Genomic DNA, 21,392 nt, shown 5'->3' with positions numbered 1-21,392 from the left:
TCTTATGGCAGCTGATGCGGAACTGACCCCAACCAGCTACATCCAGCACCACCTGCAGAACCTGACTGCGTCGACCGGCGAAGGCGGTTTCTGGACGCTGCACGTGGACACGCTGATCACCGCGCTGCTGATGGGCGGCCTGATGGTGTTCGCGTTCTGGATGGCGACCCGCAGGGCCACTGCCGGTGTACCGGGCAAGTGGCAGGCGTTCGTCGAGATCTGCCTCGAATTCGTCGACAAGCAGGCCCGCGACACCTACCACGGCTCCAGTAAGCTCGTGACGCCGATCGCGATCACGCTGTTCTTCTGGATCCTGCTGATGAATCTGCTGAAGATGATTCCGGCGGACTTCATTGCCAAGCCGCTCGAACTGATGGGCGTGGCGTACTGGAAGCCGGTGCCGACCGCGGACGTCAACGCGACGCTCGGCCTGTCGATCAGCGTGTTCTTCCTGACGGTCTTCTTCGCCCTGCGTGCCAAGGGCCTGGGCGGCATGACCAAGGAATTCCTGTTCGCGCCGTTCGGCAAGTGGATGGTGCCGTTCAACCTGATCCTCAACATCGTCGAGTGGCTGAGCAAGCCGATTTCGCTGGCGATGCGACTGTTCGGCAACATGTTCGGCGGCGAGATCGTGTTCCTGCTGATCTGGGTCCTCGGCGGCGCGAGCCTGCTGGGCGTGCTCGGCGGCGGCGTACTCGGCCTCGGCTGGATGCTGTTCCACCTGCTGGTCATTCCGCTGCAGGCCTTCATTTTCATGATGCTGTCGATCGTCTACCTCAGCTTGGCCGAGGACGACCACTGATCGACAGCGTCACGCGACACCGGTTTCGTTCCACCCCATCCGTCTCACCCTTACCAAGCAATCCGCTCCGGAGAAAACAATGGAAATCGCACTGACCTCGTTCGCCCAGATCCAGGCTTCGACCGTTCTGGCCATCGGCATCATGATCGGCCTGGCTGCACTGGGTGCGGGTCTGGGCCTGGCCATCATGGCCGGCAAGTTCCTCGAGTCGGCCGCGCGCCAGCCGGAGCTGATCCCGGTGCTGCAGGTCCGCATGTTCATCACCGCCGGCCTGATCGACGCCGCGTTCATCATCTCGGTCGCCGTCGGCCTGCTGTTCGCGTTCGCTTCGCCGTTCATCGGCCCGGTCGCCGCGCAGCTCGCGGGCTGATCCAGCTGACGCTTCCAGTGCGGTGCGTGCCTCGCGCATGGACCGCACTGGTGGATGACAGGGGGCGCGCGTGCGCGCCCATCCCTTCACGACAGGCAGTCACAAGCCCATGAATATCGGTCTGACCCTAATTGCCCAGGCACTGGCGTTCGCCGGTCTGATCTGGATCATCGCGACCAAGATCTGGCCGCCGCTGCTGGCCGCTATCGAAGAGCGCCAGAAGAAGATCGCCGAAGGTCTGGCCGCGGCCGACAACAGCCAGCGTGCGCTGGCACAGGCGCAGGAAACCGCCAACGAGGAACTCAAGGCCGCGCGTGCGAAGGCCAACGAGATCATCGAGCAGGCGCACCAGCGCGGTCTCCAGATCGTCGAGGCCGCCAAGGCCGAAGCGGTCACCGAGGGCCTGCGCCAGAAGGCGATCTTCGATGCCGAACTGCAGGCCTCGGCCACCCGTGCACGCGAAGAGCTGCGTCGTCAGGTCTCGAGCCTGGCGGTGACCGGCGCCGAGCGTCTGCTCAAGCGTGAGATCGACGCCAACGCCCACAAGGCGCTGCTCGACGAACTCGCCGCGGAGATCTGAGTCCGATGAGCCAGGCCATGACGATCGCCCGTCCGTATGCCCGCGCCGCGTTCGCGATCGCGCGTGACGACGGCCAGTTCGCGCCGTGGTCGGACGCGCTCGCGTTCTCGGCCCGCGTCGCTGCCGATCCGCAGGCAGCCGCGCTGCTCGGCCACCCCGCGCTGTCGCACGACGATGCCGTCGCGCTGCTCGCACCGGAGGGCGTCGACGCGAAGTTCGCCGATTTCCTCGCGTTGCTGGCGACCAACGGCCGCCTCGCACAGTTGCCGGAGATCGCCGGCCAGTACGAGGAATTGCGTGCCGAGGCCGAGCACATCGTGCTGGCCACGGTGACGTCGGCAGCGCAACTGCCGGACGCAGAAGTGGAGCAGATCCGCGCCGCGCTCAAGCGTCGTTTCGGTCGCGAGGTCCAGGTTGAAACGGCCGTGGACGCATCGCTGATCGGCGGCGCGGTGATCTCGGCCGGTGACGTGGTGATCGACGGCTCGCTCAAGGGCAAGCTGGCGCGCCTGCAGTCCGCTCTGACGCACTGACACGATTTTCAATTGCAACGTCGGCGGCAACGCCGGCTCAAGGGAACCCCCGATGGCTACCACGCAACTCAATCCTTCCGAAATCAGCGAGCTGATCAAGTCCCGCATCGAGAAGGTCAAGCTGAGCGCCGAATCGCGCAACGAAGGCACCGTGACCTCGGTCGCGGACGGCATCGTGCGTCTGCACGGCCTGGCCGACGTGATGCAGGGCGAAATGATCGAACTGCCGCTCGCGGCGGACGGTTCCGCCACGTACGCACTCGCCCTCAACCTCGAGCGCGACTCCGTCGGCGCCGTGGTGCTGGGTGACTACGAGCACCTGCGCGAAGGCGATGTCGCCAAGACCACCGGCCGCATCCTCGAAGTGCCGGTCGGTCCGGAAATGCTGGGCCGCGTGGTCAACGCGCTCGGCGAGCCGATCGACGGCAAGGGCCCGATCGACGCCAAGCTCAGCGCGCCGGTCGAGCGCGTCGCCCCCGGCGTGATCTGGCGCAAGTCGGTCGACCAGCCGGTGCAGACCGGCTACAAGTCGGTCGACTCGATGATCCCGATCGGCCGAGGCCAGCGCGAGCTGCTCATCGGCGACCGCCAGACCGGCAAGACCGCGATGGCGATCGACGCCGTGATCAACCAGAAGACCACCGGCATCAAGTGCGTCTACGTGGCGATCGGCCAGAAGGCATCGACCGTCGCGAACATCGTGCGCAAGCTCGAAGAGAACGGCGCGATGGCCCACACCGTCGTCGTCGCTGCGACCGCGTCCGAATCGGCGGCGATGCAGTACATCAGCGCCTACTCGGGCTGCACGATGGGCGAGTACTTCATGGACCGCGGCGAAGACGCGCTGATCGTCTATGACGATCTGTCCAAGCAGGCCGTCGCCTATCGCCAGATCTCGCTGCTGCTCAAGCGTCCGCCGGGCCGCGAAGCCTATCCGGGCGACGTGTTCTATCTGCACTCCCGTCTGCTCGAGCGCGCTGCGCGCGTGTCCGAGGAGTACGTCGAGAAGTTCACCGAAGGCAAGGTGACTGGCAAGACCGGCTCGCTGACCGCGCTGCCGATCATCGAAACGCAGGCCGGCGACGTGTCCGCGTTCGTGCCGACCAACGTGATCTCGATCACCGACGGCCAGATCTTCCTGGAAACCGACCTCTTCAACGCCGGCATCCGCCCGGCCGTGAATGCCGGTATCTCGGTGTCGCGCGTCGGTGGCGCTGCGCAGACCAAGATCATCAAGAAGCTTTCGGGCGGCATCCGCATCTCGCTCGCCCAGTACCGTGAGCTGGCCGCGTTCGCGCAGTTCGCCTCGGATCTCGACGAAGCCACCCGCAAGCAGCTCGAGCGCGGTCAGCGCGTCACCGAGCTGATGAAGCAGAAGCAGTACAAGCCGATGTCGATCGCGCACCAGGCGCTGACGATCTACGCCGTCAACGAGGGTTACCTCGACGACGTGCCGGTCGCCAAGCTGCTCGCGTTCGAAGAAGGCCTGCACGCGCACTTCGACAACACCGCGGGCGAGCTGGTCGGCAAGATCAACCAGACCGGCGGCTGGAACGACGAGATCGAAGGCGCCTTCAAGCAGGGCATCTCCGACTTCAAGACCACCGGCAGCTGGTAAGCCATCGCGGCGGACGTTTGTCCGCCCGATGCGGTGAGCACAAGTAAGCCAAGGCGGGTTCCACCCGCCCCAAGCAGGGATATGAGATGGCCGGCGGCAGAGAAATCAAGACGAAGATCAAGAGCGTGCAGAACACCCGCAAGGTGACGCGCGCGCTCGAGATGGTCTCCGCGTCGAAGATCCGCAAGGCGCAGGATCGGATGAAGGCATCGCGCCCGTATGCGAACGCGATGAAGCAGCTGATCGGGCATCTCGCTCAGGCCAGCTCCGAGTTCCAGCATCCGTACCTGGTCGAGCGTGAGGTCAAGCGCGTCGGTTACATCGTCGCGTCTTCGGATCGCGGCCTGGCCGGCGGTCTGAACAACAACATGTTCCGCAAGCTGCTGGGCGAGATCCGCGCCTGGCAGGACAAGGGCGTGCAGGTCGACGTGGTGACCATCGGCCAGAAGGCGACGGTGTTCTTCCGCCGCCTGAAGGTGGACATGGTCGGCAGCGTCACCCACATCGGTGACACGCCGGAAGTCGAGCAGCTGGTCGGCATCATCAAAGTGATGCTCGACGGCTACAACGACGGCCGCGTCGACCGGGTGTTCCTGGCCTACAACCACTTCGTCAACACGATGGTCCAGAAGGCCAGCTTCGACCAGCTACTGCCGCTGCCGGCCGCCGAGACCCAGGTGGTCAAGCACGACTGGGACTACATCTACGAGCCGGACGCCGAATCGGTGCTCGGCCACGTGCTGACGCGTTACATCGAATCGCTCGTGTACCAGGCGGTGATGGAGAACGTGGCGTCCGAACATGCCGCGCGCATGGTCGCGATGAAGTCCGCGAGCGACAACGCCACCAAGCTGATCGACACGCTCAAGCTGGTCTACAACAAGGCCCGCCAGGCGGCGATCACCCAGGAAATCTCCGAGATCGTCGGCGGCGCTGCGGCGGTTTAAGAGTCGGAATCCGGGAGTGGGACATCGGGATTGGCAAGTGCAGCGAACCGCGCCTTTCGAATCCCGGGTCCTCAATCCCGACACCAGATCAAACAGACATCAGTGGAGTCACTCAAATGAGTCAGGGCAAGATCGTTCAGATCATCGGCGCGGTCGTCGACATCGAGTTCGCGCGCAACGAAGTACCGAGGGTCTACGACGCACTGAAGGTCGAAGGCACGGAGATCACGCTGGAAGTGCAGCAGCAGCTCGGTGACGGCATCGTGCGCGCGATCGCGCTCGGTTCCACCGACGGCCTGAAGCGCAACCTGATCGCGACCAACACCGGCCGCGGTATCTCGGTGCCGGTCGGCGCCGGCACGCTCGGCCGCATCATGGATGTGCTGGGTCGTCCGATCGACGAGGCTGGCCCGGTCGAAGCGACCGACCATTGGGAAATCCACCGCGCGGCGCCGAGCTACGAAGACCAGTCTTCGGCCACCGAGCTGCTGGAAACCGGCATCAAGGTCATCGACCTGATGTGTCCCTTCGCCAAGGGCGGCAAGGTCGGCCTGTTCGGCGGCGCCGGCGTCGGCAAGACCGTCAACATGATGGAACTGATCAACAACATCGCCAAGGCGCACGAAGGCCTGTCGGTGTTCGCCGGCGTGGGTGAGCGCACCCGCGAGGGCAACGACTTCTACCACGAGATGAAGGACTCCAACGTCCTCGACAAGGTGGCCATGGTCTACGGCCAGATGAACGAGCCGCCGGGCAACCGCCTGCGCGTCGCGCTGACCGGTCTGACGATGGCCGAGTACTTCCGCGACGAGAAGGATGCATCGGGTCGCGGCAAGGACGTGCTGCTGTTCGTCGACAACATCTATCGCTACACGCTGGCCGGTACTGAAGTGTCGGCGCTGCTCGGCCGCATGCCGTCGGCGGTGGGCTACCAGCCCACGCTCGCCGAGGAAATGGGCGTGCTGCAGGAGCGCATCACCTCGACGAAGTCCGGCTCGATCACCTCGATCCAGGCCGTCTACGTGCCCGCGGACGACCTGACCGACCCGTCGCCGGCGACGACCTTCGCCCATCTCGACTCGACGGTGACGCTGAGCCGCAACATCGCCTCGCTCGGCATCTATCCGGCGGTCGATCCGCTGGACTCGACCAGCCGCCAGATGGACCCGAACGTCATCGGCAACGAGCACTACGACACCGCCCAGCGCGTGCAGTCGACGCTGCAGAAGTACAAGGAGCTCAAGGACATCATCGCGATCCTGGGCATGGACGAGCTGTCGGAAGAAGACAAGCAGGCCGTGTCGCGCGCGCGCAAGATCGAGCGCTTCTTCTCACAGCCCTTCCACGTGGCCGAAGTCTTCACCGGCTCGCCGGGCAAGTACGTGCCGCTGAAGGAAACGATCCGCGGCTTCAAGGGCATCGTCGACGGCGAATACGACCACCTGCCCGAGCAGGCGTTCTACATGGTCGGCAGCATCGACGAAGCGGTCGAGAAGGCGAAGAAGATCGCGGCGTAAATGCCGTGAGGTCGTGAAGAGGCGAGGGCGTCAGTCCTGCCCCCGCTTCCCTCACCACTAGAGCGTGCGCCGCACGCGCCCGTTCTCACGCTTTACCCCTTACACGTCGAGCAGAGCGAGACCGCCATGACCACCACCATCCGTTGCGACATCGTCAGCGCAGAAGCCGAGATCTTCCATGGCGAGGCGACCATGGTCGTGGCCACCGGCGAGCTCGGTGAGCTCGGCATCGCGCCGCGTCATGCTCCGCTGATCACCCGTCTGAAGCCGGGCAAGGTCGTCGTGACCCAGGCCAATGGCGAAGTGCTCGATTTCGCGATCGGCGGCGGCATCCTCGAGGTGCAGCCGCAGGTCGTGACGATCCTGGCCGACACCGCGATCCGCGCCGACGATATCGACGAAGCGGCCGTGAAAGCCGTCAAGGAAGAAGCCGAGCGCATCCTGGCCGGTCGCGGCGAGGCGATGGACATCGCCGAGGCGCAGCAGAAGCTAGTCGAGGCCGTGGTCCAGCTGCAGGCGCTCGAGCGTCTGCGCAAGACCCTCAAGCACTGACGGGCGTCGGGCGCCAAGCCCGGTTGCCGTGAACCGCACGACCCCGCTCCGGCGGGGTCGTTGCGTTTGGAAGTCAGAAGAACGTCGAGTCCTTTCGAAAGAATTCGACGCGGGTCGCACGCGGCGATCACGCGCTCGCACCACCGCGTGCGTCCGGTGATCAGTTCTCGATCACGTCATCGCTCGGGCGATCATGGGCGCACACAGGATCGCAGCTACGCGTGCGAATCAGCGCCTGTAGATCCAGCAGCGCGACAGCACAAACCCCACCGCGCCCAGCGCGAGCTCGATCGCCGGCTTCGCCACCCACACCCAACGCAGACCCAGCACGTCATCGATCTGGGTCAGGGCCCAGGTGCTGAACAGGGTCGTGGACACCCACATCAGCATGAAGCGCTGGAACTGCGTGGCCCCGACAGTGTTGCGGTCGTTTGCAAAGGTCAGCTTGCCGTTGAGCCAAAAGCCGATCAGCGCGCCGCTGATGCGGCCGACGACATTCGAGGGCGCCACAGGCAGTCCCAGATGTGTCAAGCCGACCACCACGCCCCAGTCGATCAGCCACTGCAGCAGACCGATGGCCAGGTAGTCGCGGCCCTGTCGGGTCAAGCTCATCAGGGTTCCAGTTCCGGATGGAGAGCGTCGCGAGATCCCTCGCGCGACGGCATCGTACGCGGGCGCCCGTTAGATTTTCCTGCGCGCATGGCAGGCAGTGCGCGATCCACGCCGCGCAGATTGCGGTCCACGCGCATTTGCGCGGAGGACGATTCCCAGTTGAATGCTGGCAGGGTCATGGATCGACCGGCCTGTCGCCTGGCGGCGTCCGTCGCCACAGCGCGATGCCCTGCAGCGAATCCACCTGCTCGATGGACGGATCCAGCGCCAATGCCCGCATCAGCGCGGGCGACGCACCGTCTTCGGTGACGAGGATCCAGCGTGCGTCGAGTTGCTCGAACACCGCCCGCCACGCTTCACCGCCGCTGTCGCGGTCTGCCGCCTCGCGCGCTGCAGCGAGTGCAGGCGCATGCACGGACATCGACCGGCCGCGTCCAGCGAGTTCGGCGACGTGACCACGCTGGGGATCGGTGGCCAGCACCACGCCCGTGTCGTCGGCGGGCAACCGCGCGATCAACGTGCGTTCGGCGACGTAGTAGGGCAGCACTGCGTCCGGTGCGCCCGGCGCCCGAACGACCCGCTTGAGCGCGGCCGAATGGTGAGTCCAGCCGCTGTTGGCCTGGTAGGCCAGGCTGAGCACGCACAGCATGACGATCGGCCACAGCCAGATGCGCCCCCCGATGTCCGCCCGGCTACCGCTCAGCGCGGGCAGTAACAGCAGGAGGAGGCCCGGAAACGCATAGCGCGCGTACTGCATCGGCACTAGCGGCAACAGCGCGATGCAGATCGCGATGCATGCGAACGCCCGCGTGGCACGCCGGCGCAGCGCGAGGCACCAGGCACCTGCAAGACCGATCCACAGGAACCCGATGCCGCCATCCCAGGCTTCGACGAACCGGCTGCTCTCGAAGGTCATATGCCATGGCAGCGACGGGCCGAAGCCGGTGAGCCAGCGGGTGTCGGACATGTTCTCGAGGGGGTAGTGCGGCGACTGGAACACCGCGTTGAACAGCGGAAAGACCGGGTTGCCGGTATGCCACCACGCGTGCGCATAGCTCGAACCCGCGATCACGACGAACAGTGCGGCCAACCGCGGCAGGATTCGCAACACACGGCCAGGGGCATAACGCGCTGCATACGCCAGCAACGGCAACGCGGCGAGCGCGTGCATCGGCTTGAGGGCGGCCAGCGCCGCCATCAGGAGCGTCATCGCTGCCAGATGACGTCCGGTACGGTCGTGCAGGACCAACGCCACCAGCGAAAAAAGCACCGCCATCGCGGGCAGCTCGGTCTGCATGCCAGCCATCAGCCAGACCAGCGGCGGAAAACATGCGAAGAGCGCAACCACTGCGATGCGTTCCACCGGCACCGCGCCGAGTGCACGTGCGCATCCGCTCAATGCGACCGCTGCGCTCACCAGCCAGAACGTGTTCATCGCGCCGCGCGCTTCGCGACCGGCCAGCAACCAGGCCAGACCTTGGCCGATATCACCCATCCATGGCGAGTAGACCCATGCGCTATGGGCGGGATCCGCGAGATAACGTGCATGATGTACGAGCTGCGCAGGCAGATTCAGGTGGTAGGTCAGATCGTCCATCTGCATGGTGGGCAGCCATGCACCGGTCGAGGCCAGCCCCAGCAGCATCACCGCGGCAGCGGCCCCTCGCGGCGATGCGTCGACGAACGTGCGCCAGTCGCTGCGAGCGTCCTGGTACTGGCTCTTCAATCCACGGCGGTTCGATGCGATCAGGATCGCCAATACAGGCAGCCATACCACGGCGAAATGGAACGGCAGGGACACCAGCCAACCCGTGACGCCGGTGATCACCGCATAGCCCGACACGGCTGAGATCGCGATCCGGGCCGGTGCGTCGGCGGGAATCCAGCGCAGACCCAGCGCCAGGCCGGCAGTCGCGATCAGCGCGGTGGCCAGAACCGGCAAAGGACCGGCATACAGCACGAGCGCCGCGCACCACACGGTCGCGAGCGCGGATGCCCAGCGCCATCGTGCGAAGCGCGCAAGAGGCCATGCGACCAGCGTAGCGACAGCGGCGAGCACGAGCGACAGCGCGAAGCGCTCCCACGGCAGTACCCGCCAGACACCGTGCACCGTCAGGCCGACCAGGACGAGCGCCGGCCCGAGCAGCCACAGCACGGTTTTCCAAGGCGATCCGGTAACCGGATGCATGTTCGCTTCGATGCGGGACATCGTCGATCCTGACGTGAGGGGTGCATTATCATCGAACGCCCTCACGCTTTTCGAATGCCATGACCGCACCTCTGCACGTCGTCATCCTCGCCGCAGGCGAAGGCAAGCGCATGAAATCGTCGCTGCCCAAGGTGCTGCAGAAGATCGCAGGGCGGCCGATGCTGTGGCATGTCATCGAGGCGGCGCGTGCGCTGGAGCCCGCCGGCATCCATGTCGTCTACGGACATCGCGGCGAGCAGGTGCAGGCCGCATTCGCGGATCAGCCTGACCTGCACTGGTCCGAGCAGCGCGAGCAGCTCGGCACCGGCCACGCGGTGCGCCAGGCGATGCCCGATGTGCCCGACGGCGCGCAGGTGCTGGTGCTCTACGGCGACGTGCCGCTGCTGCGCGCGGAGACGCTACGGCATCTGGTGTCGATCGAGGGCAGGCTGGCGGTGCTGGCCGCGCAGCTCGAGGATCCCACGGGCTACGGCCGCATCGTGCGTGATCCCGAGGGCCACGTCGGTGCGATCGTTGAACACAAGGATGCGAGCGACGAGCAACGCCGCATCGACCTCGTCAACACCGGCATCCTTGCCGCCGAGGCGACTGCGCTCAAGGCCTGGCTTGCGCGGCTGTCGTCGGACAACGCGCAGGGCGAGTACTACCTGACCGACGTGTTCGCGATGGCCGCCGACGAGTACAGCGCTGCGCAGATCGTGCTGGTCGACGATCCGCTGGAGGCCGAAGGCGCGAACGATCCCTGGCAGCTGTCGCAACTCGAGCGCGCATGGCAACTGCGCGCGGTCCGCGCGCTGTGCGTCGCCGGTGCGCGCTTCGCCGATCCCGCGCGCGTGGATATCCGCGGTGAGGTCATCGTGGGCAGCGATGTCGAGATCGACGTCGACGTGGTCTTCGAAGGACGCGTGGCGCTCGGCGACGGCGTGCGCGTCGGTCCGTTCTGTCGTCTGAAGAACGTGGGCCTGGGTGGGGGCACTGAAGTGCGCGCGCATTGCGACCTCGAAGGCGTGCGCGCGGAAGGCGCGGTGACCATTGGTCCGTTCGCGCGTCTGCGTCCCGGCACCGTGCTCGCCGACGGCGTGCACATCGGCAACTTCGTCGAAACCAAGAACACGACACTCGGCGTGGGTAGCAAGGCCAATCACCTGACGTATCTGGGCGATGCGGAAATCGGCGCCGGCAGCAATATCGGCGCCGGCACCATCACCTGCAACTACGATGGCGTGAACAAGTCGAAGACGGTGATCGGTGATCGCGCCTTCATCGGTTCCAACGCCGCACTGGTCGCGCCGGTGCGTATCGGCCACGACGCCACGACCGCAGCTGGTTCGGTGATCGTCAACGACGTGCCGGACGGCAAGCTCGCCGTCGCGCGCGGGCGGCAGACGGTCGTCGAGGGCTGGGAGCGGCCGAAGAAGCAGTAGGCGGATCTGTCGATGCTTCGTGCACGACCGTAGGAGCGGCTCATGGCCGCGCGCATTCCGGGTCACGACAATCGCCAGCTTGTGCCGTCGCTACATCGGGCGCCGGATGTCCATCGCGGTGCAGCAACGATTAGTCCGGTAGCACCAGCGACCCGCAGAGTCCACCACCCTCGCGATTGAGCAGGGCGATGCGACCGCCGTGTGCTTCCGCGATCTCGCGCGCGAGTGCCAGACCAAGACCCGTGCCATTGCGCTTGGTCGAGTAGAACGGCAACAGCGCGTTGGCGAGCACCGCCTCGTTCATGCCGGGACCTCGGTCGAGCACATCGATCCGCCAGCCGTCCGCTGCACGTCGCAGCCCGACCGCGACCGCATCGGGATCGCCACCAGCCTCGTGGGCGTTGCGCAGCAGATTTAGCAGCGCCTGTTCGATCTGGGCGGCATCGAAAGACGCAGTGAATGCATCGTCGAACGGGCCGACATCCACGAACGGAACCTGCGAACGCAGCTGGTCGAGGAACGCGCGCCAGCGGATCGGTTCGCGACGCGGCGTCGGCAACTTGGCGAAATGCGCGTAGCCGCGGATGAAGCCTTCCAGATGGCGCGCGCGTTCCTCGATCGTGCGCAACGCGTCGGGCAATCGCGCGGTCTGGCCGCGACGCAGCAGCTCGGCGCCCGAATGCGCCAGTGACGCGATGGGCGCCAGCGAATTGTTGAGCTCGTGGCTGATGACCCGGATGACCTTCTTCCAGGTCTGCACTTCCTGGCGCCGCAATTCGGTGGTCATCTGCCGCAGCAGCAGCAGTTCGTGCCGCCGCCCGTTGAGCCGGAAATGCCGGCGCGACAGATGATGGATTTCCTCGGTATCGCCATCGCCGATGGTGAACAGTCCGTCGCCGCCGCGCGCGAATGCGTCCGCCAGCGCAGGCGGCGCATCGGCAAGCAGCCTGGAAAATGCCTGGCCTTCCAGCTTGCGACCGCCGCCAAGCGCACGACGCGCGGCGAGGTTCGCGTGCACCACGCGATCCGCCGGATTGAGCAGCAGCATGGCGACCGGCGTGTTCTGCACCATCGTGTCGAGCAGCAGTTCGCGCTGCACCAGTGACAGACGTTGCGCGCGCAGCGTCTCGCCCAATTCGTTGTGCGCGGCGACCAGGTCGCCCAGTGCGCCACTGCCCTGCCACGACACGCCGAAGCCGTAGTCGCTGTCGCGGTAGCTCGCCACGGTGCCGGCGAGCGCACGGAACAGCGCATGCGACGGCGCGAACGCGCGTTGCAGCGACCACACGAGCGAGGGCATTGCACACAGCGTCGCGCCGGCGACTGCCATCCACGGCGGCGCCCAGCGCAGCAGCAACACCGCGAGTCCCGCGCCCAGCGCGACATGCAGCAGTGCGATCACGATGACCACGCCCGTCAACGGCAGCCGCTGTTGCCAGCGCATGTCAGTCGCGACGGATGCCGAGGCGGTCGAGGCGGCGGTACAGCGCCTGCCGCGACAGCCCGAGCTCGCTGGCGGCCTGTGCCAGCACGCCGCCACTGCGTGCGAGTGCGGCCTCGATCTCTGCACGGCCGGGTTCGTAGGCGTCGACGTCGACCGTCGCAACAACTGCGGCTGGCAGTGCGAGATCGCGCGCGTCGATCTGCGCGTCGCGCGCCAGCAGTTCCGCGCGCTGGATCACATTGCGCAGTTCGCGCACGTTGCCCGGCCAGCCGTGCTGCAGCAATGCGCGCTCGGCACCGGCCGACAGCGGCTTGCGGCCATCGAGGAAGTGTCTGGCCAAGGGCAGGATGTCGCGCGGGCGCTGCGCCAGCGGCGGCAGACGCAGTTCGATGCCGTTGAGCCGGTAATACAGGTCCTCGCGGAACCGGCCGTCGGCGATCATCGCCGACAGATCGGCATTGGTCGCGCTGAGCACGCGCACCGACACGCTGCGCTCGCGGTTGCCACCAAGCCGTTCGAAACGCCCGGTCTCGAGCACGCGCAGCAGCTTGACCTGGCCGGCAGGCGGCAGGGTGCCGACCTCGTCGAGGAACAGTGTGCCGCCGTCAGCCGCTTCGAACTTGCCTTCGCGGGCCCGGGTTGCGCCTGTATAGGCGCCGGCTTCGGCACCGAACAGTTCGGCCTCGATCAGATCATGGGGCAATGCGCCGCAGTTGACCGCGACGAAGGGGCCTTCGCGCACGGCCGAATTCGCATGCAGGATCTCCGCGTACTTCTCCTTGCCGGCGCCATTCGGTCCGGTGATCAGCACCGGCAGGTTAGAACGCGCGACCTGCAGTGCCAGCGACAGCGTCGTCTCGCTGGCCGGATCGTCCCAGACCAGACCACGCAGATCGCGGCCCTGCGTGAGTGCGTCGCGGCGGCGGCGATCATCGCGCGTGCGCGTTTCAAGCGCCCGGCGCGTCGACGACAGCTCCAGCAGCGTGTTGACCGTGGCGAGCAACTTGCCGTCGTCCCAGGGCTTGCCCAGATAGTCGGCGGCGCCGGAGCGGATCAGTTCCACCGCCGATTCCAGACGCGTCCACGCGGTCAGCAGGACGACCGGCAGATCCGGATCGAAACGCCGGATCGCATGAAACAGCGCGATGCCCTCGTCGCCGGACGTGGTGTCGGTGTGGAAGTTCATGTCCTGCACGACCAGATCGATACCGCCCGACTGCAGGCGGGCGATGCCGGCATCGGGCGTGGCCGCGTGCTCGCAGGCGATGTCGTGCAACGAGAACAGCACCTCCAGCGCGGTGGCGACGGCGGGGTTGTCGTCGATGACGAGGATCGTGGGCATCAGGCGCTGGACATCCGGTTGGAACGTGCGTGAGCGAAAGGCATGGTCGTCGGCGGCCGCGATAGACGCAACCGGCGACGCGTGGATGCGCGCGATCAGATGCTGCGCGTCGCCACGGCCGGCGGCACCGAGGCCGCGCGCCTGGCCGGCCAGTACACCGCGATCTGCCCGAGCACCCACAACGCGACGGCGCCGATCGGCAGATACATCAGCGGCAGGCGGCCCAGCTCGTAGCGCGACATCAGCAGCTGGTTGAGACCGTAGGCCAGCAGCATGCCGAGCACGATGCCGATCGTGGCAAGCAGGAAGTTCTCGACCTGGAAATAGCGCAGGATCTGGGTGCGCGTCGCGCCGAGTGCGCGGCGGATGCCGATCTGCTTGGTCCGTTGCTGCACCCAGAAGCTCGCCAGGCCCACGATGCCCAGCGCGGTGACGACCAGCAGCGCGATGCACACCACGACCAGCAGCATCGCCATCGCGCGATCCTCGCGGTAGTACTTCTCGCGCAGGTCGGTCATCAGGTCTGTGTTGACCGCGACGCGGTTGGGATCGATCTGCTTGAGCGTGGCGACTGCAGCATCGAGCACCTGGCGGCGCTGGGCGGGATCGGTGCGGATCACGTAGTTGATGCCGTTGTAATCGTCACGGATCGGCAGCAGCATCGTCGCGTTTCCCGGGCCGGTGTCGTCCGTCGGCATTGCCAGGGTTTCGACCACGCCGACGATCGGAATCGGTGCATTGCCCCAGCTGTAGATATGTTTGCCGATCGCATCCTCGCCCGGAAACAGACGCTCGGCCATCGCGCGGTTGACGATCACGGCAGGTACGCGCGCCGAATCGCCAGCCTTCTCAACGTCGACCATGTTGAGAAGCTCGTCCGGATTGAATCGGCGTCCGGACACCAGCTGCAGGCCGAACGTATCGAGAAGATCCTCGCTGCCCAGGTAACCCGAGGCCACGATGGTGTTGTTGGGCTGGTCGGGGCTGAGTCGTACACCGCTGGTCGAGCTGCTGTTGCCATAGGGAATCTGGGTGACCGTCGCCACGTGGCGAACGCCGGGGAGCGTTCGCAGGGCGGCCAGATCGCGCTCGACAGCGGCGCGGCGGTCCACGCTGGCGGTTTCGTCGATGCTCGGCATCTGGATGCGCAGGATCTCGTCCTCGACCGTGCCGCTGGCGCGCGACATGTGGTCGATCCGACGATCAATGAGGTAGATCGCGTTGCAGATGATCGCGCAGGCGAGCGCGATCTCGATCACGATCAATGCGGCTGCGGTCTTGTGCCGGCGCAGTGTCGAGAAGATGGGGCGAATGTCCATGGAAGTCCTCGAGGAAGTCTGGGTCACTGCGACTTGAGCTGGATCGCCGGCGTCACCTGCATGGCGCGCCATGCAGGCAGCAGACCGGCCAGCAGGCTTGCGACGATCGACAGGGCGAAGGTGGTCAGCAGCATCGGCATGTCGAGCTGGGCGAGCGCGGCATAACTGCTCGGGTTCTGGCGTACGCCCCACAGGCCGAGCAGGGCGAGGCCCAGACCCACCACGCCGCCGGCCACGCCGATCGCCCCGGCTTCGACCAGGAACTGGGAGAAGATCGCGCGGCGCGACGCGCCGAGCGCGCGCCGCACTCCAATCTCGGTCGCACGGCGCAGGCTTTTGGCGAGCAGCAGACCGACCGTATTGACCAGGCACACCAGCAAGAAGCCGATCGCAAGCCACAGCTGTAGACGCACATCACTGGGGACGACTTGGTGGTGATCGAGCAGCGCCGGCACATCGCGCAGACGCACATTGGTCGGACGCTCGAAGCGTCCGGCCGTGCGCTGCTGGTCGGAATAGCTCGCCAGATAATCGCGGTAGGCCGCGGCGTCAGCGGGCGCGGCCAGTTCCACCCAGTACTGGACCCAGGTGCAGGGTGCATTGAGGGCATTCGGATCGCCGGCCGAGTCGCCCCAGCAGTTCATGCTGCCCATGCGCGAGAGCTTCTGTTCGATCGCAGTCGAGAACGGGACGAACACTGACTCGATTGAATTGAACCTGTCCAGCGACAGGTCCCAGAACCGCGGCGTCGGCATCCAGGGCCCGAGCACGCCGACGACACGGAAGTCGGCACCGTTGACGCGAAGGGTTTTGCCGGTGCTGTCGCCGCCTCCGAACACTTTCTGGTTGGTCTCGGCCGAGATCACCGCCACGCGTGCGCGGGAAGCGTCGTCTTCCGCAGTCCAGGCGCGGCCATGGACCAGAGGCGCATCGAACATCGGAAAGAAGTCGGCTGATGTGTAGCGCGCATCGGTGAAGAAAGGCGCACGCGCATCGTCTGGCGCCACCGCGACGAACCCGCCGCTCATCATCGCCTGACGCGTGCCGCGTGCCTCGCGCAGAAGGGTTTCTGCATCGAAGCGGGTGATGTTCCGGTCGGGTTCTTCGGCGGATGCGTAGCCGTGCATGCTGGCCGCATCCAGCTGCACATAAAAAAGACGATCGCTCTTGTCGGGAATCGGATCGCCCGACAACACGTGAAACACCGTGATCGTGGTCATGCTGGCGCCGATGCCCAGCGCGATCGCCAGCACCATCAACGCGGTGAGCACCTTGCTGTTGCGGAAGCTGCGCAGCGCGAGCTGCAGGTAGTAACCGAACATGCCGGGTCTCCTCAGGCGTCTGCGGGGACGCGCGACGCGGCCCCGGATAGAGGTGAGGCGTGCAGCGCCTGCAGGTCGGTCGCCATGCCGTCGACGATGTGCACGTTGCGATGCGCGCGCGCGGCGAGTTCCGGGTCGTGCGTCACCATCACGATGGTGGTGCCGCGTGCGTTGATGTCCTCGAGCAGCTCCAGCACGCTGCGCGCCATCTGCGAATCGAGGTTGCCGGTGGGTTCGTCGGCGAGCAGCAGACGCGGGCTGCCGGCGAGCGCACGCGCGATCGCCACACGCTGCTGCTGACCGCCCGACAGTTCGGCCGGGAAGTGCTTCATGCGCGAGCCCAGGCCCACCAGCGACAGCGATTCCTCGATGCGCAGGCGACGTTCGGACGCCGCCATACCGCGATAGCGCAGCGGCACGTCGACGTTGTCGAACAGGTTCAGATCAGGGATCAGGTTGAAGCCCTGGAAGATGAAGCCGATCTTCTCGTTGCGCAGCTTCGAGCGCGCATCGTCGCCCAGCCCGCGCACCTCGACACCGTCGATCCGGTATTCGCCGCCGGTGAAGTTTTCCAGCAGGCCGGCGATGTTGAGGAAGGTCGTCTTGCCCGAGCCGGACGGACCGGTGACGGCGACAAACTCGCCTTCGGCCACGTGCAGGTCGAGCGAGCGCAACGCATGGGTTTCGACGAGTTCGGTGCGGTAGACCTTGGCGACCTGGCGCATGTCGAGCATGAGAATGTGTCCTGTGACGTGAACTAAAAAGAGAAAGGGCGCGTCGCGCTCAGCGGACGCGGAACAGGCTCGGCAGGCCGTGGGTGACGGTGCGCCGGCGTGCGCGTGCGAACGCGGGCATGCGCGCGCCGGGCGAGGGTTCGGCTGGAATGCCGGCCTCGAATGCGGACGACAGCCGGCGCGGCACAGCGCTGGCGAGTTCGTCGGCGGTCCAGGCGACGGGGAACGGGCAATCGATACGGGTGTGCATGATCAGAGTCCTGAGATGCGGATGCGGTCCGCGTTGCCGAAAAGATCGGTGCCGGCGACGACGACGCGTTCGCCGGGTTGCAGGCCGTCGACGATTTCCACCGCCGACAGGCTGCTGGCGCCGGCCGTGATCGGCCTGCGCACCGCCGTATTGCCCTCCATCACATAGGCCGCGCTGCCGCCCTCCTGATCGAGGAACGGACCGCGCGCCACCATCAGCACGTCCTTGCGGGTGTCGAGCAGAATCCGCGCGGTCAGGCGCTGGCTCTGGCGCAGGCCCGGCGGCTGGCTGTTTGCGTCGAAGCGCAGCCGCGCGACGACCTCGCCATTGACCACCTCGGGGGAAACCGCCGAGACCTTCGCCGGATACGTCTTGCCGACGCTGCGCAGCTCAGCCGGCATGCCGATCTCGAGATCGCGCGCGAAGCTTTCCGGCACCTTGATCTCGACCTCGAACACCGACAGGTCGACGATCGACAGTACCGGCGCATTCGCCGCGACGTTGCTGCTCTGCACCGCCTGCACCTGGCCGACAATGCCGTCGAACGGCGCGCGCAGCGTGAGCGCCTCGACCTGGCGACGCACCTCCATGACCACGCTGCGCTGGCGCTCGGCGACGAGCTGCTTGTTGCGCGTGTCGAGTCCCGCGCCGCGGCCCTGCAGACCGAGATCCTCGGTCGCCGACGCGACGCCTATTTCGGTTTTCTGCAGCGTGTCCTGGGCGCGCGCGAGATCGACCTGCGCCACCGCGCCGCCCTCGTATGCGCGCTGGTAGCGCTGCAGATCGCGTTCCGCCGCGGTGCGATCGATCTGGGCCTGGTCGAGCACCTTGCGCGCTTCGGCCCGGCGCAGCTGCGCATCAAGCGCGGCGCGTCCGGCTTCGGCCTCGTAGCCGGCGAGGGTGGCTTCTTCCTGCGCCAGCTTGCTGCGCAGCTCGGGGCTGTCGATCTCGGCCAGCGCCTGGCCGCGCTCGACCCGATCACCGGCCACCACTTTCAGGCTCAACATGCCGCCGGAGATCGCGTAAAGCGTCGGGCTGTTGGCTGCGATGACCCTGCCTTCGGCTGCGATGTCGCGGACCAGATCGCCGCGGGTGACCTCGGCGAAGCGCAGGCGCTGCGCGTCGACCGATTGCGCGCCCGAGGCCCAGCCGGTGAGCAACCAGGCGACAGCGGCGATCAGCAATACACCTGCGATGCCACCGATCAGCCAAGGACGACGGCGAGACGTGCTGGAACGCGCATGGACGGTGTCCTGTCCGGCGGTGTCGCGGATGCCGGCAGGACGTGGGGAGGGGCTGGAGGCGGTGTTGGACATGCGGACGATCTCTTGCGGATAGGGCTTACAAAGCAGATCCCGTGCCAATCTTTAGTCATTGATTTTCAAGGAATAAAGATCTGTATCGCGGCGTCCGCGGAGCGTCCGGACGTCCGCGGGCGGACGACGGCGGGCGGCAGTGTTCACGCGGAGGAGAGACGCGGTGACGATGGGGTATGGACTCGTCACGCCTGACGGCCGTTCACGAGGGGCCGTTTCCGGAGGAGCGGGCCCTGCCGGTCATTGACGGTCGCGGCGCAAAATTCCGGTGCGCATTGCCCGGGCCGCAGGCGGGCTTTCGCTCGTTCGGGGTTTTCGTCCCGCATCGCGCGCCGCGACGGGGGAGGATCTATCGCTACCAGTGCGCCGCCCGCCCTTTTCGAGACCTCGCGGACTGTTGGTTCACGCGCTGAACGCCGGCAAGGCCGCATGCGGGCGTGGCCATCGGCGCCGCTAGAATGGGCGCTTCTATAGAGAGGAGCAGGCCGGATGTGCGGAATTGTCGGGGCGATCGCGAGGCGTGACGTGGTGCCCGTCCTCGTCGAGGGCCTCAAGCGGCTCGAATATCGCGGCTACGATTCGGCCGGCATCGCGGTGGTGACCGGCGGAGCGGTCCGTCGCGTGCGCCGCACCGGCCGTGTGGTCGAGATGGAAGCGGCCGCACGCGCCGATGGTCTGCAGGCGGGCCTCGGCATCGGTCATACGCGCTGGGCCACGCACGGCGGTGTGACCGAAACCAACGCGCACCCGCACATCAGCCACGACAGTCTGGCGCTGGTGCACAACGGCATCATCGAGAACCACGAGGCGCAGCGCGAACGGTTGACTGAACTCGGTTACGTTTTCGAGTCGCAGACCGATACCGAGGTCATTGCGCATCTGATCCACCATCACCAATCTCAAGGCCTCGATCTGCTGGCCGCGCTGCAGGCGTCGGCCCAGGAACTCGAAGGCGCATATGCGCTGGCGGTGATCGACAAAGGCGATCCCGACCGCATGGTCGTCGCGCGCATGGGCTGCCCGTTGCTGGTCGGCCTGGGCGAGGGCGAGAACTTCGTCGCCTCCGATGTCTCGGCGATCCTGCAGGCCACGCGCCGGGTGATCTTCCTCGAGGAAGGCGACACCGCTGTCCTCACCCGCGCCGCGGTGCAGGTCTATGACGGAAATGGCGACAACGTCACCCGCGACGAACACCTGTCGGATGTCTCGCTGGCCTCGCTAGAACTCGGCCCCTATCGCCACTTCATGCAGAAGGAGATCCACGAGCAGCCGCGCGCGCTGGCCGACACCATCGAGGCGATCATCGACGCCGCCGCGTTCGAGCCCACGCTGTTCGGAAAGGACGCAGGCGACGTATTGCGCGAAGTCGAGGGCGTGCAGATCCTCGCCTGCGGCACCAGCTTCTATGCCGGCTCGGTCGCGCGCTACTGGATCGAGGCCATCAGCGGCCTGCCGTGTTCGGTCGAGATCGCCAGCGAATACCGTTATCGAAAGGCGGTCGCGAATCCGAAGCACCTGATCGTCACGATCTCGCAGTCGGGCGAAACGCTCGACACGATGGAGGCGCTCAAGTACGCCAAGTCGCTCGGGCATACGCGCACGCTGTCGATCTGCAACGTGCCTGAAAGCGCGATCCCGCGCGCCAGCGGGCTGGTGTTCTACACCCGCGCCGGCGCCGAGATCGGCGTGGCATCGACCAAGGCGTTCACCACGCAGCTCGTCGGCCTGTTTGCGCTTGCGGTGACGCTGGCCAAGCTCAATGGTCGCCTCAGTGCAGAGCAGGAATCCGCGTACATCGAAGACCTGCGCCAGTTGCCGGGCAGCGTGCAGCACGCGCTTAACCTCGAGCCGCAGATCACCTCCTGGGCGGAGAAGTTCACCCCCAAGCATCACGCGTTGTTCTTGGGACGTGGCGTGCATTACCCGATTGCGCTGGAGGGGGCGCTCAAGCTCAAGGAGATTTCCTACATCCATGCCGAGGCCTATCCGGCCGGCGAGCTCAAGCATGGCCCCTTGGCGCTGGTGGACGCCGACATGCCGGTGGTCGTGATCGCCCCGAAGGACGCGCTGCTCGAGAAGGTGAAGTCCAACATGCAGGAAGTGCGCGCGCGTGGAGGGGAGCTGTTCGTATTCACTGACGCCGACAGCAACTTCAGCGCTTCCGAGGGCGTGCATGTGATCCGCACACCACGACACATCGGTGTCTTGAGCCCGATCGTGCACACTATTCCGGTGCAGTTGCTGGCGTATCACACGGCGCTGTCGCGAGGCACAGATGTCGACAAGCCTCGCAACCTGGCCAAGTCGGTGACCGTCGAATAGCGCGGCTGCGGCAATTTCGCTGAACAGGCAACTGCGTTTAACGGGTTGATACAGAAATTCGTGTCAGCCTCTTTGCAAACCCATTTCATCTATGCATAATTCGCCCCCCGCTTGACGGGCTGCACTTCGGGGCAGCGGTTGAATCGGGGCGAGAACGACAACAGCCTTCACGCGGTGTT

At 66.1% G+C, this 21,392-nt stretch carries 19 protein-coding genes; 10 read left to right on the top strand and 9 right to left on the bottom strand.

Annotation, left to right across the window (positions count from 1 at the left end):
- Positions 1 to 4 precede the first annotated feature (4 nt).
- The 8 genes from atpB to J2X52_RS16510 all read left to right on the top strand — a co-directional run bounded on the left by atpB (position 5) and on the right by J2X52_RS16510 (position 6,919).
- Positions 5 to 802 (top strand): F0F1 ATP synthase subunit A, encoded by a 798-nt coding sequence (atpB, locus tag J2X52_RS16545; RefSeq protein WP_310155932.1) that lies wholly within the window; start codon positions 5 to 7, stop codon positions 800 to 802.
- A 79-nt stretch (positions 803 to 881) separates the two neighbouring features.
- Complete coding sequence (gene atpE / locus J2X52_RS16540; protein ID WP_159681455.1) at positions 882 to 1,172, top strand: F0F1 ATP synthase subunit C; 291 nt, start codon at positions 882 to 884, stop codon at positions 1,170 to 1,172.
- A gap of 109 nt (positions 1,173 to 1,281) precedes the next feature.
- Positions 1,282 to 1,752: a F0F1 ATP synthase subunit B gene (locus J2X52_RS16535; protein WP_310155929.1), complete on the top strand. Its 471-nt coding sequence runs from the start codon at positions 1,282 to 1,284 to the stop codon at positions 1,750 to 1,752.
- A gap of 5 nt (positions 1,753 to 1,757) precedes the next feature.
- On the top strand, positions 1,758 to 2,285 hold the full coding sequence (locus J2X52_RS16530; protein WP_310155927.1) for a F0F1 ATP synthase subunit delta: 528 nt from the start codon (positions 1,758 to 1,760) through the stop codon (positions 2,283 to 2,285).
- Between the two features lie 52 nt (positions 2,286 to 2,337).
- Entirely contained in the window at positions 2,338 to 3,903 is a 1,566-nt protein-coding gene (gene atpA / locus J2X52_RS16525) for a F0F1 ATP synthase subunit alpha (protein WP_310155924.1), read from the top strand.
- 86 nt (positions 3,904 to 3,989) lie between these two features.
- Positions 3,990 to 4,850: a F0F1 ATP synthase subunit gamma gene (gene atpG, locus J2X52_RS16520; RefSeq protein ID WP_310155921.1), complete on the top strand. Its 861-nt coding sequence runs from the start codon at positions 3,990 to 3,992 to the stop codon at positions 4,848 to 4,850.
- Positions 4,851 to 4,966: 116 nt separating this feature from the next.
- A complete protein-coding gene (gene atpD / locus J2X52_RS16515; RefSeq protein WP_310155917.1) occupies positions 4,967 to 6,367 on the top strand; it encodes a F0F1 ATP synthase subunit beta in 1,401 nt (466 codons plus the stop codon).
- Between the two features lie 126 nt (positions 6,368 to 6,493).
- Positions 6,494 to 6,919, top strand: coding sequence for a F0F1 ATP synthase subunit epsilon (locus J2X52_RS16510; RefSeq protein WP_310155914.1), 426 nt, complete (start codon positions 6,494 to 6,496; stop codon positions 6,917 to 6,919).
- A gap of 228 nt (positions 6,920 to 7,147) precedes the next feature.
- Here J2X52_RS16510 and J2X52_RS16505 read toward each other — a convergent pair whose 3' ends face one another.
- Together J2X52_RS16505 and J2X52_RS16500 are read right to left on the bottom strand one after the other, a co-directional pair.
- Positions 7,148 to 7,531 carry a GtrA family protein gene (locus tag J2X52_RS16505; protein WP_310155910.1) on the bottom strand — a complete coding sequence of 128 codons (384 nt, stop codon included), beginning with the start codon at positions 7,529 to 7,531 and terminating at the stop codon, positions 7,148 to 7,150.
- Between the two features lie 175 nt (positions 7,532 to 7,706).
- Positions 7,707 to 9,740 (bottom strand): hypothetical protein, encoded by a 2,034-nt coding sequence (locus J2X52_RS16500; RefSeq protein WP_310155908.1) that lies wholly within the window; start codon positions 9,738 to 9,740, stop codon positions 7,707 to 7,709.
- A 59-nt stretch (positions 9,741 to 9,799) separates the two neighbouring features.
- Here J2X52_RS16500 and glmU point away from each other — a divergent pair, with 59 nt between their 5' ends.
- Positions 9,800 to 11,164, top strand: coding sequence for a bifunctional UDP-N-acetylglucosamine diphosphorylase/glucosamine-1-phosphate N-acetyltransferase GlmU (gene glmU, locus J2X52_RS16495; RefSeq protein ID WP_310155906.1), 1,365 nt, complete (start codon positions 9,800 to 9,802; stop codon positions 11,162 to 11,164).
- Positions 11,165 to 11,294: 130 nt separating this feature from the next.
- Here glmU and J2X52_RS16490 read toward each other — a convergent pair whose 3' ends face one another.
- The 7 genes from J2X52_RS16490 to J2X52_RS16460 all read right to left on the bottom strand — a co-directional run bounded on the left by J2X52_RS16490 (position 11,295) and on the right by J2X52_RS16460 (position 18,891).
- Positions 11,295 to 12,608, bottom strand: coding sequence for a HAMP domain-containing sensor histidine kinase (locus J2X52_RS16490; RefSeq protein WP_310155904.1), 1,314 nt, complete (start codon positions 12,606 to 12,608; stop codon positions 11,295 to 11,297).
- 1 nt (position 12,609) lies between these two features.
- On the bottom strand, positions 12,610 to 13,950 hold the full coding sequence (locus J2X52_RS16485; protein ID WP_310155902.1) for a sigma-54 dependent transcriptional regulator: 1,341 nt from the start codon (positions 13,948 to 13,950) through the stop codon (positions 12,610 to 12,612).
- A gap of 95 nt (positions 13,951 to 14,045) precedes the next feature.
- Positions 14,046 to 15,269, bottom strand: coding sequence for an FtsX-like permease family protein (locus tag J2X52_RS16480; RefSeq protein WP_310155900.1), 1,224 nt, complete (start codon positions 15,267 to 15,269; stop codon positions 14,046 to 14,048).
- A gap of 23 nt (positions 15,270 to 15,292) precedes the next feature.
- A complete protein-coding gene (locus tag J2X52_RS16475; protein WP_310155898.1) occupies positions 15,293 to 16,591 on the bottom strand; it encodes an ABC transporter permease in 1,299 nt (432 codons plus the stop codon).
- Between the two features lie 11 nt (positions 16,592 to 16,602).
- Positions 16,603 to 17,325, bottom strand: a complete 723-nt coding sequence (locus J2X52_RS16470; protein ID WP_310155895.1) for an ABC transporter ATP-binding protein — start codon at positions 17,323 to 17,325, stop codon at positions 16,603 to 16,605.
- A 49-nt stretch (positions 17,326 to 17,374) separates the two neighbouring features.
- The gene (locus J2X52_RS16465; RefSeq protein ID WP_310155892.1) at positions 17,375 to 17,575 is read right to left on the bottom strand and encodes a hypothetical protein; all 201 of its coding nucleotides are present in this window, start codon (positions 17,573 to 17,575) and stop codon (positions 17,375 to 17,377) included.
- 2 nt (positions 17,576 to 17,577) lie between these two features.
- Positions 17,578 to 18,891 carry an efflux RND transporter periplasmic adaptor subunit gene (locus J2X52_RS16460; protein ID WP_310155889.1) on the bottom strand — a complete coding sequence of 438 codons (1,314 nt, stop codon included), beginning with the start codon at positions 18,889 to 18,891 and terminating at the stop codon, positions 17,578 to 17,580.
- 489 nt (positions 18,892 to 19,380) lie between these two features.
- Here J2X52_RS16460 and glmS point away from each other — a divergent pair, with 489 nt between their 5' ends.
- A complete protein-coding gene (gene glmS, locus J2X52_RS16455) occupies positions 19,381 to 21,213 on the top strand; it encodes a glutamine--fructose-6-phosphate transaminase (isomerizing) (RefSeq protein ID WP_310155887.1) in 1,833 nt (610 codons plus the stop codon).
- Positions 21,214 to 21,392: the final 179 nt, after the last annotated feature.

It is taken from the genome of Luteimonas sp. 3794 (assembly GCF_031456825.1).
Taxonomy (GTDB): domain Bacteria; phylum Pseudomonadota; class Gammaproteobacteria; order Xanthomonadales; family Xanthomonadaceae; genus Luteimonas.
The sequence above is the reverse complement of the archived record's forward strand: the minus strand, read 5'-3'. Positions and strand labels throughout refer to the sequence as shown.

What these genes read in the sequence shown, in the direction of transcription:
- J2X52_RS16530 (WP_310155927.1), top strand. Translation starts at nt 1,758, where the DNA reads ATGAGCCAGGCCATGACGATCGCCCGTCCGTATGCCCGCGCCGCGTTC.
- J2X52_RS16490 (WP_310155904.1), bottom strand. Translation starts at nt 12,608, where the DNA reads ATGCGCTGGCAACAGCGGCTGCCGTTGACGGGCGTGGTCATCGTGATC.
- J2X52_RS16485 (WP_310155902.1), bottom strand. Translation starts at nt 13,950, where the DNA reads ATGCCCACGATCCTCGTCATCGACGACAACCCCGCCGTCGCCACCGCG.
- J2X52_RS16460 (WP_310155889.1), bottom strand. Translation starts at nt 18,891, where the DNA reads ATGTCCAACACCGCCTCCAGCCCCTCCCCACGTCCTGCCGGCATCCGC.
- J2X52_RS16475 (WP_310155898.1), bottom strand. Translation starts at nt 16,591, where the DNA reads ATGTTCGGTTACTACCTGCAGCTCGCGCTGCGCAGCTTCCGCAACAGC.
- J2X52_RS16470 (WP_310155895.1), bottom strand. Translation starts at nt 17,325, where the DNA reads ATGCTCGACATGCGCCAGGTCGCCAAGGTCTACCGCACCGAACTCGTC.
- J2X52_RS16505 (WP_310155910.1), bottom strand. Translation starts at nt 7,531, where the DNA reads ATGAGCTTGACCCGACAGGGCCGCGACTACCTGGCCATCGGTCTGCTG.
- J2X52_RS16480 (WP_310155900.1), bottom strand. Translation starts at nt 15,269, where the DNA reads ATGGACATTCGCCCCATCTTCTCGACACTGCGCCGGCACAAGACCGCA.
- glmU (WP_310155906.1), top strand. Translation starts at nt 9,800, where the DNA reads ATGACCGCACCTCTGCACGTCGTCATCCTCGCCGCAGGCGAAGGCAAG.
- atpA (WP_310155924.1), top strand. Translation starts at nt 2,338, where the DNA reads ATGGCTACCACGCAACTCAATCCTTCCGAAATCAGCGAGCTGATCAAG.
- J2X52_RS16535 (WP_310155929.1), top strand. Translation starts at nt 1,282, where the DNA reads ATGAATATCGGTCTGACCCTAATTGCCCAGGCACTGGCGTTCGCCGGT.
- J2X52_RS16510 (WP_310155914.1), top strand. Translation starts at nt 6,494, where the DNA reads ATGACCACCACCATCCGTTGCGACATCGTCAGCGCAGAAGCCGAGATC.
- atpG (WP_310155921.1), top strand. Translation starts at nt 3,990, where the DNA reads ATGGCCGGCGGCAGAGAAATCAAGACGAAGATCAAGAGCGTGCAGAAC.
- atpB (WP_310155932.1), top strand. Translation starts at nt 5, where the DNA reads ATGGCAGCTGATGCGGAACTGACCCCAACCAGCTACATCCAGCACCAC.
- atpD (WP_310155917.1), top strand. Translation starts at nt 4,967, where the DNA reads ATGAGTCAGGGCAAGATCGTTCAGATCATCGGCGCGGTCGTCGACATC.
- glmS (WP_310155887.1), top strand. Translation starts at nt 19,381, where the DNA reads ATGTGCGGAATTGTCGGGGCGATCGCGAGGCGTGACGTGGTGCCCGTC.
- J2X52_RS16465 (WP_310155892.1), bottom strand. Translation starts at nt 17,575, where the DNA reads ATGCACACCCGTATCGATTGCCCGTTCCCCGTCGCCTGGACCGCCGAC.
- atpE (WP_159681455.1), top strand. Translation starts at nt 882, where the DNA reads ATGGAAATCGCACTGACCTCGTTCGCCCAGATCCAGGCTTCGACCGTT.
- J2X52_RS16500 (WP_310155908.1), bottom strand. Translation starts at nt 9,740, where the DNA reads ATGTCCCGCATCGAAGCGAACATGCATCCGGTTACCGGATCGCCTTGG.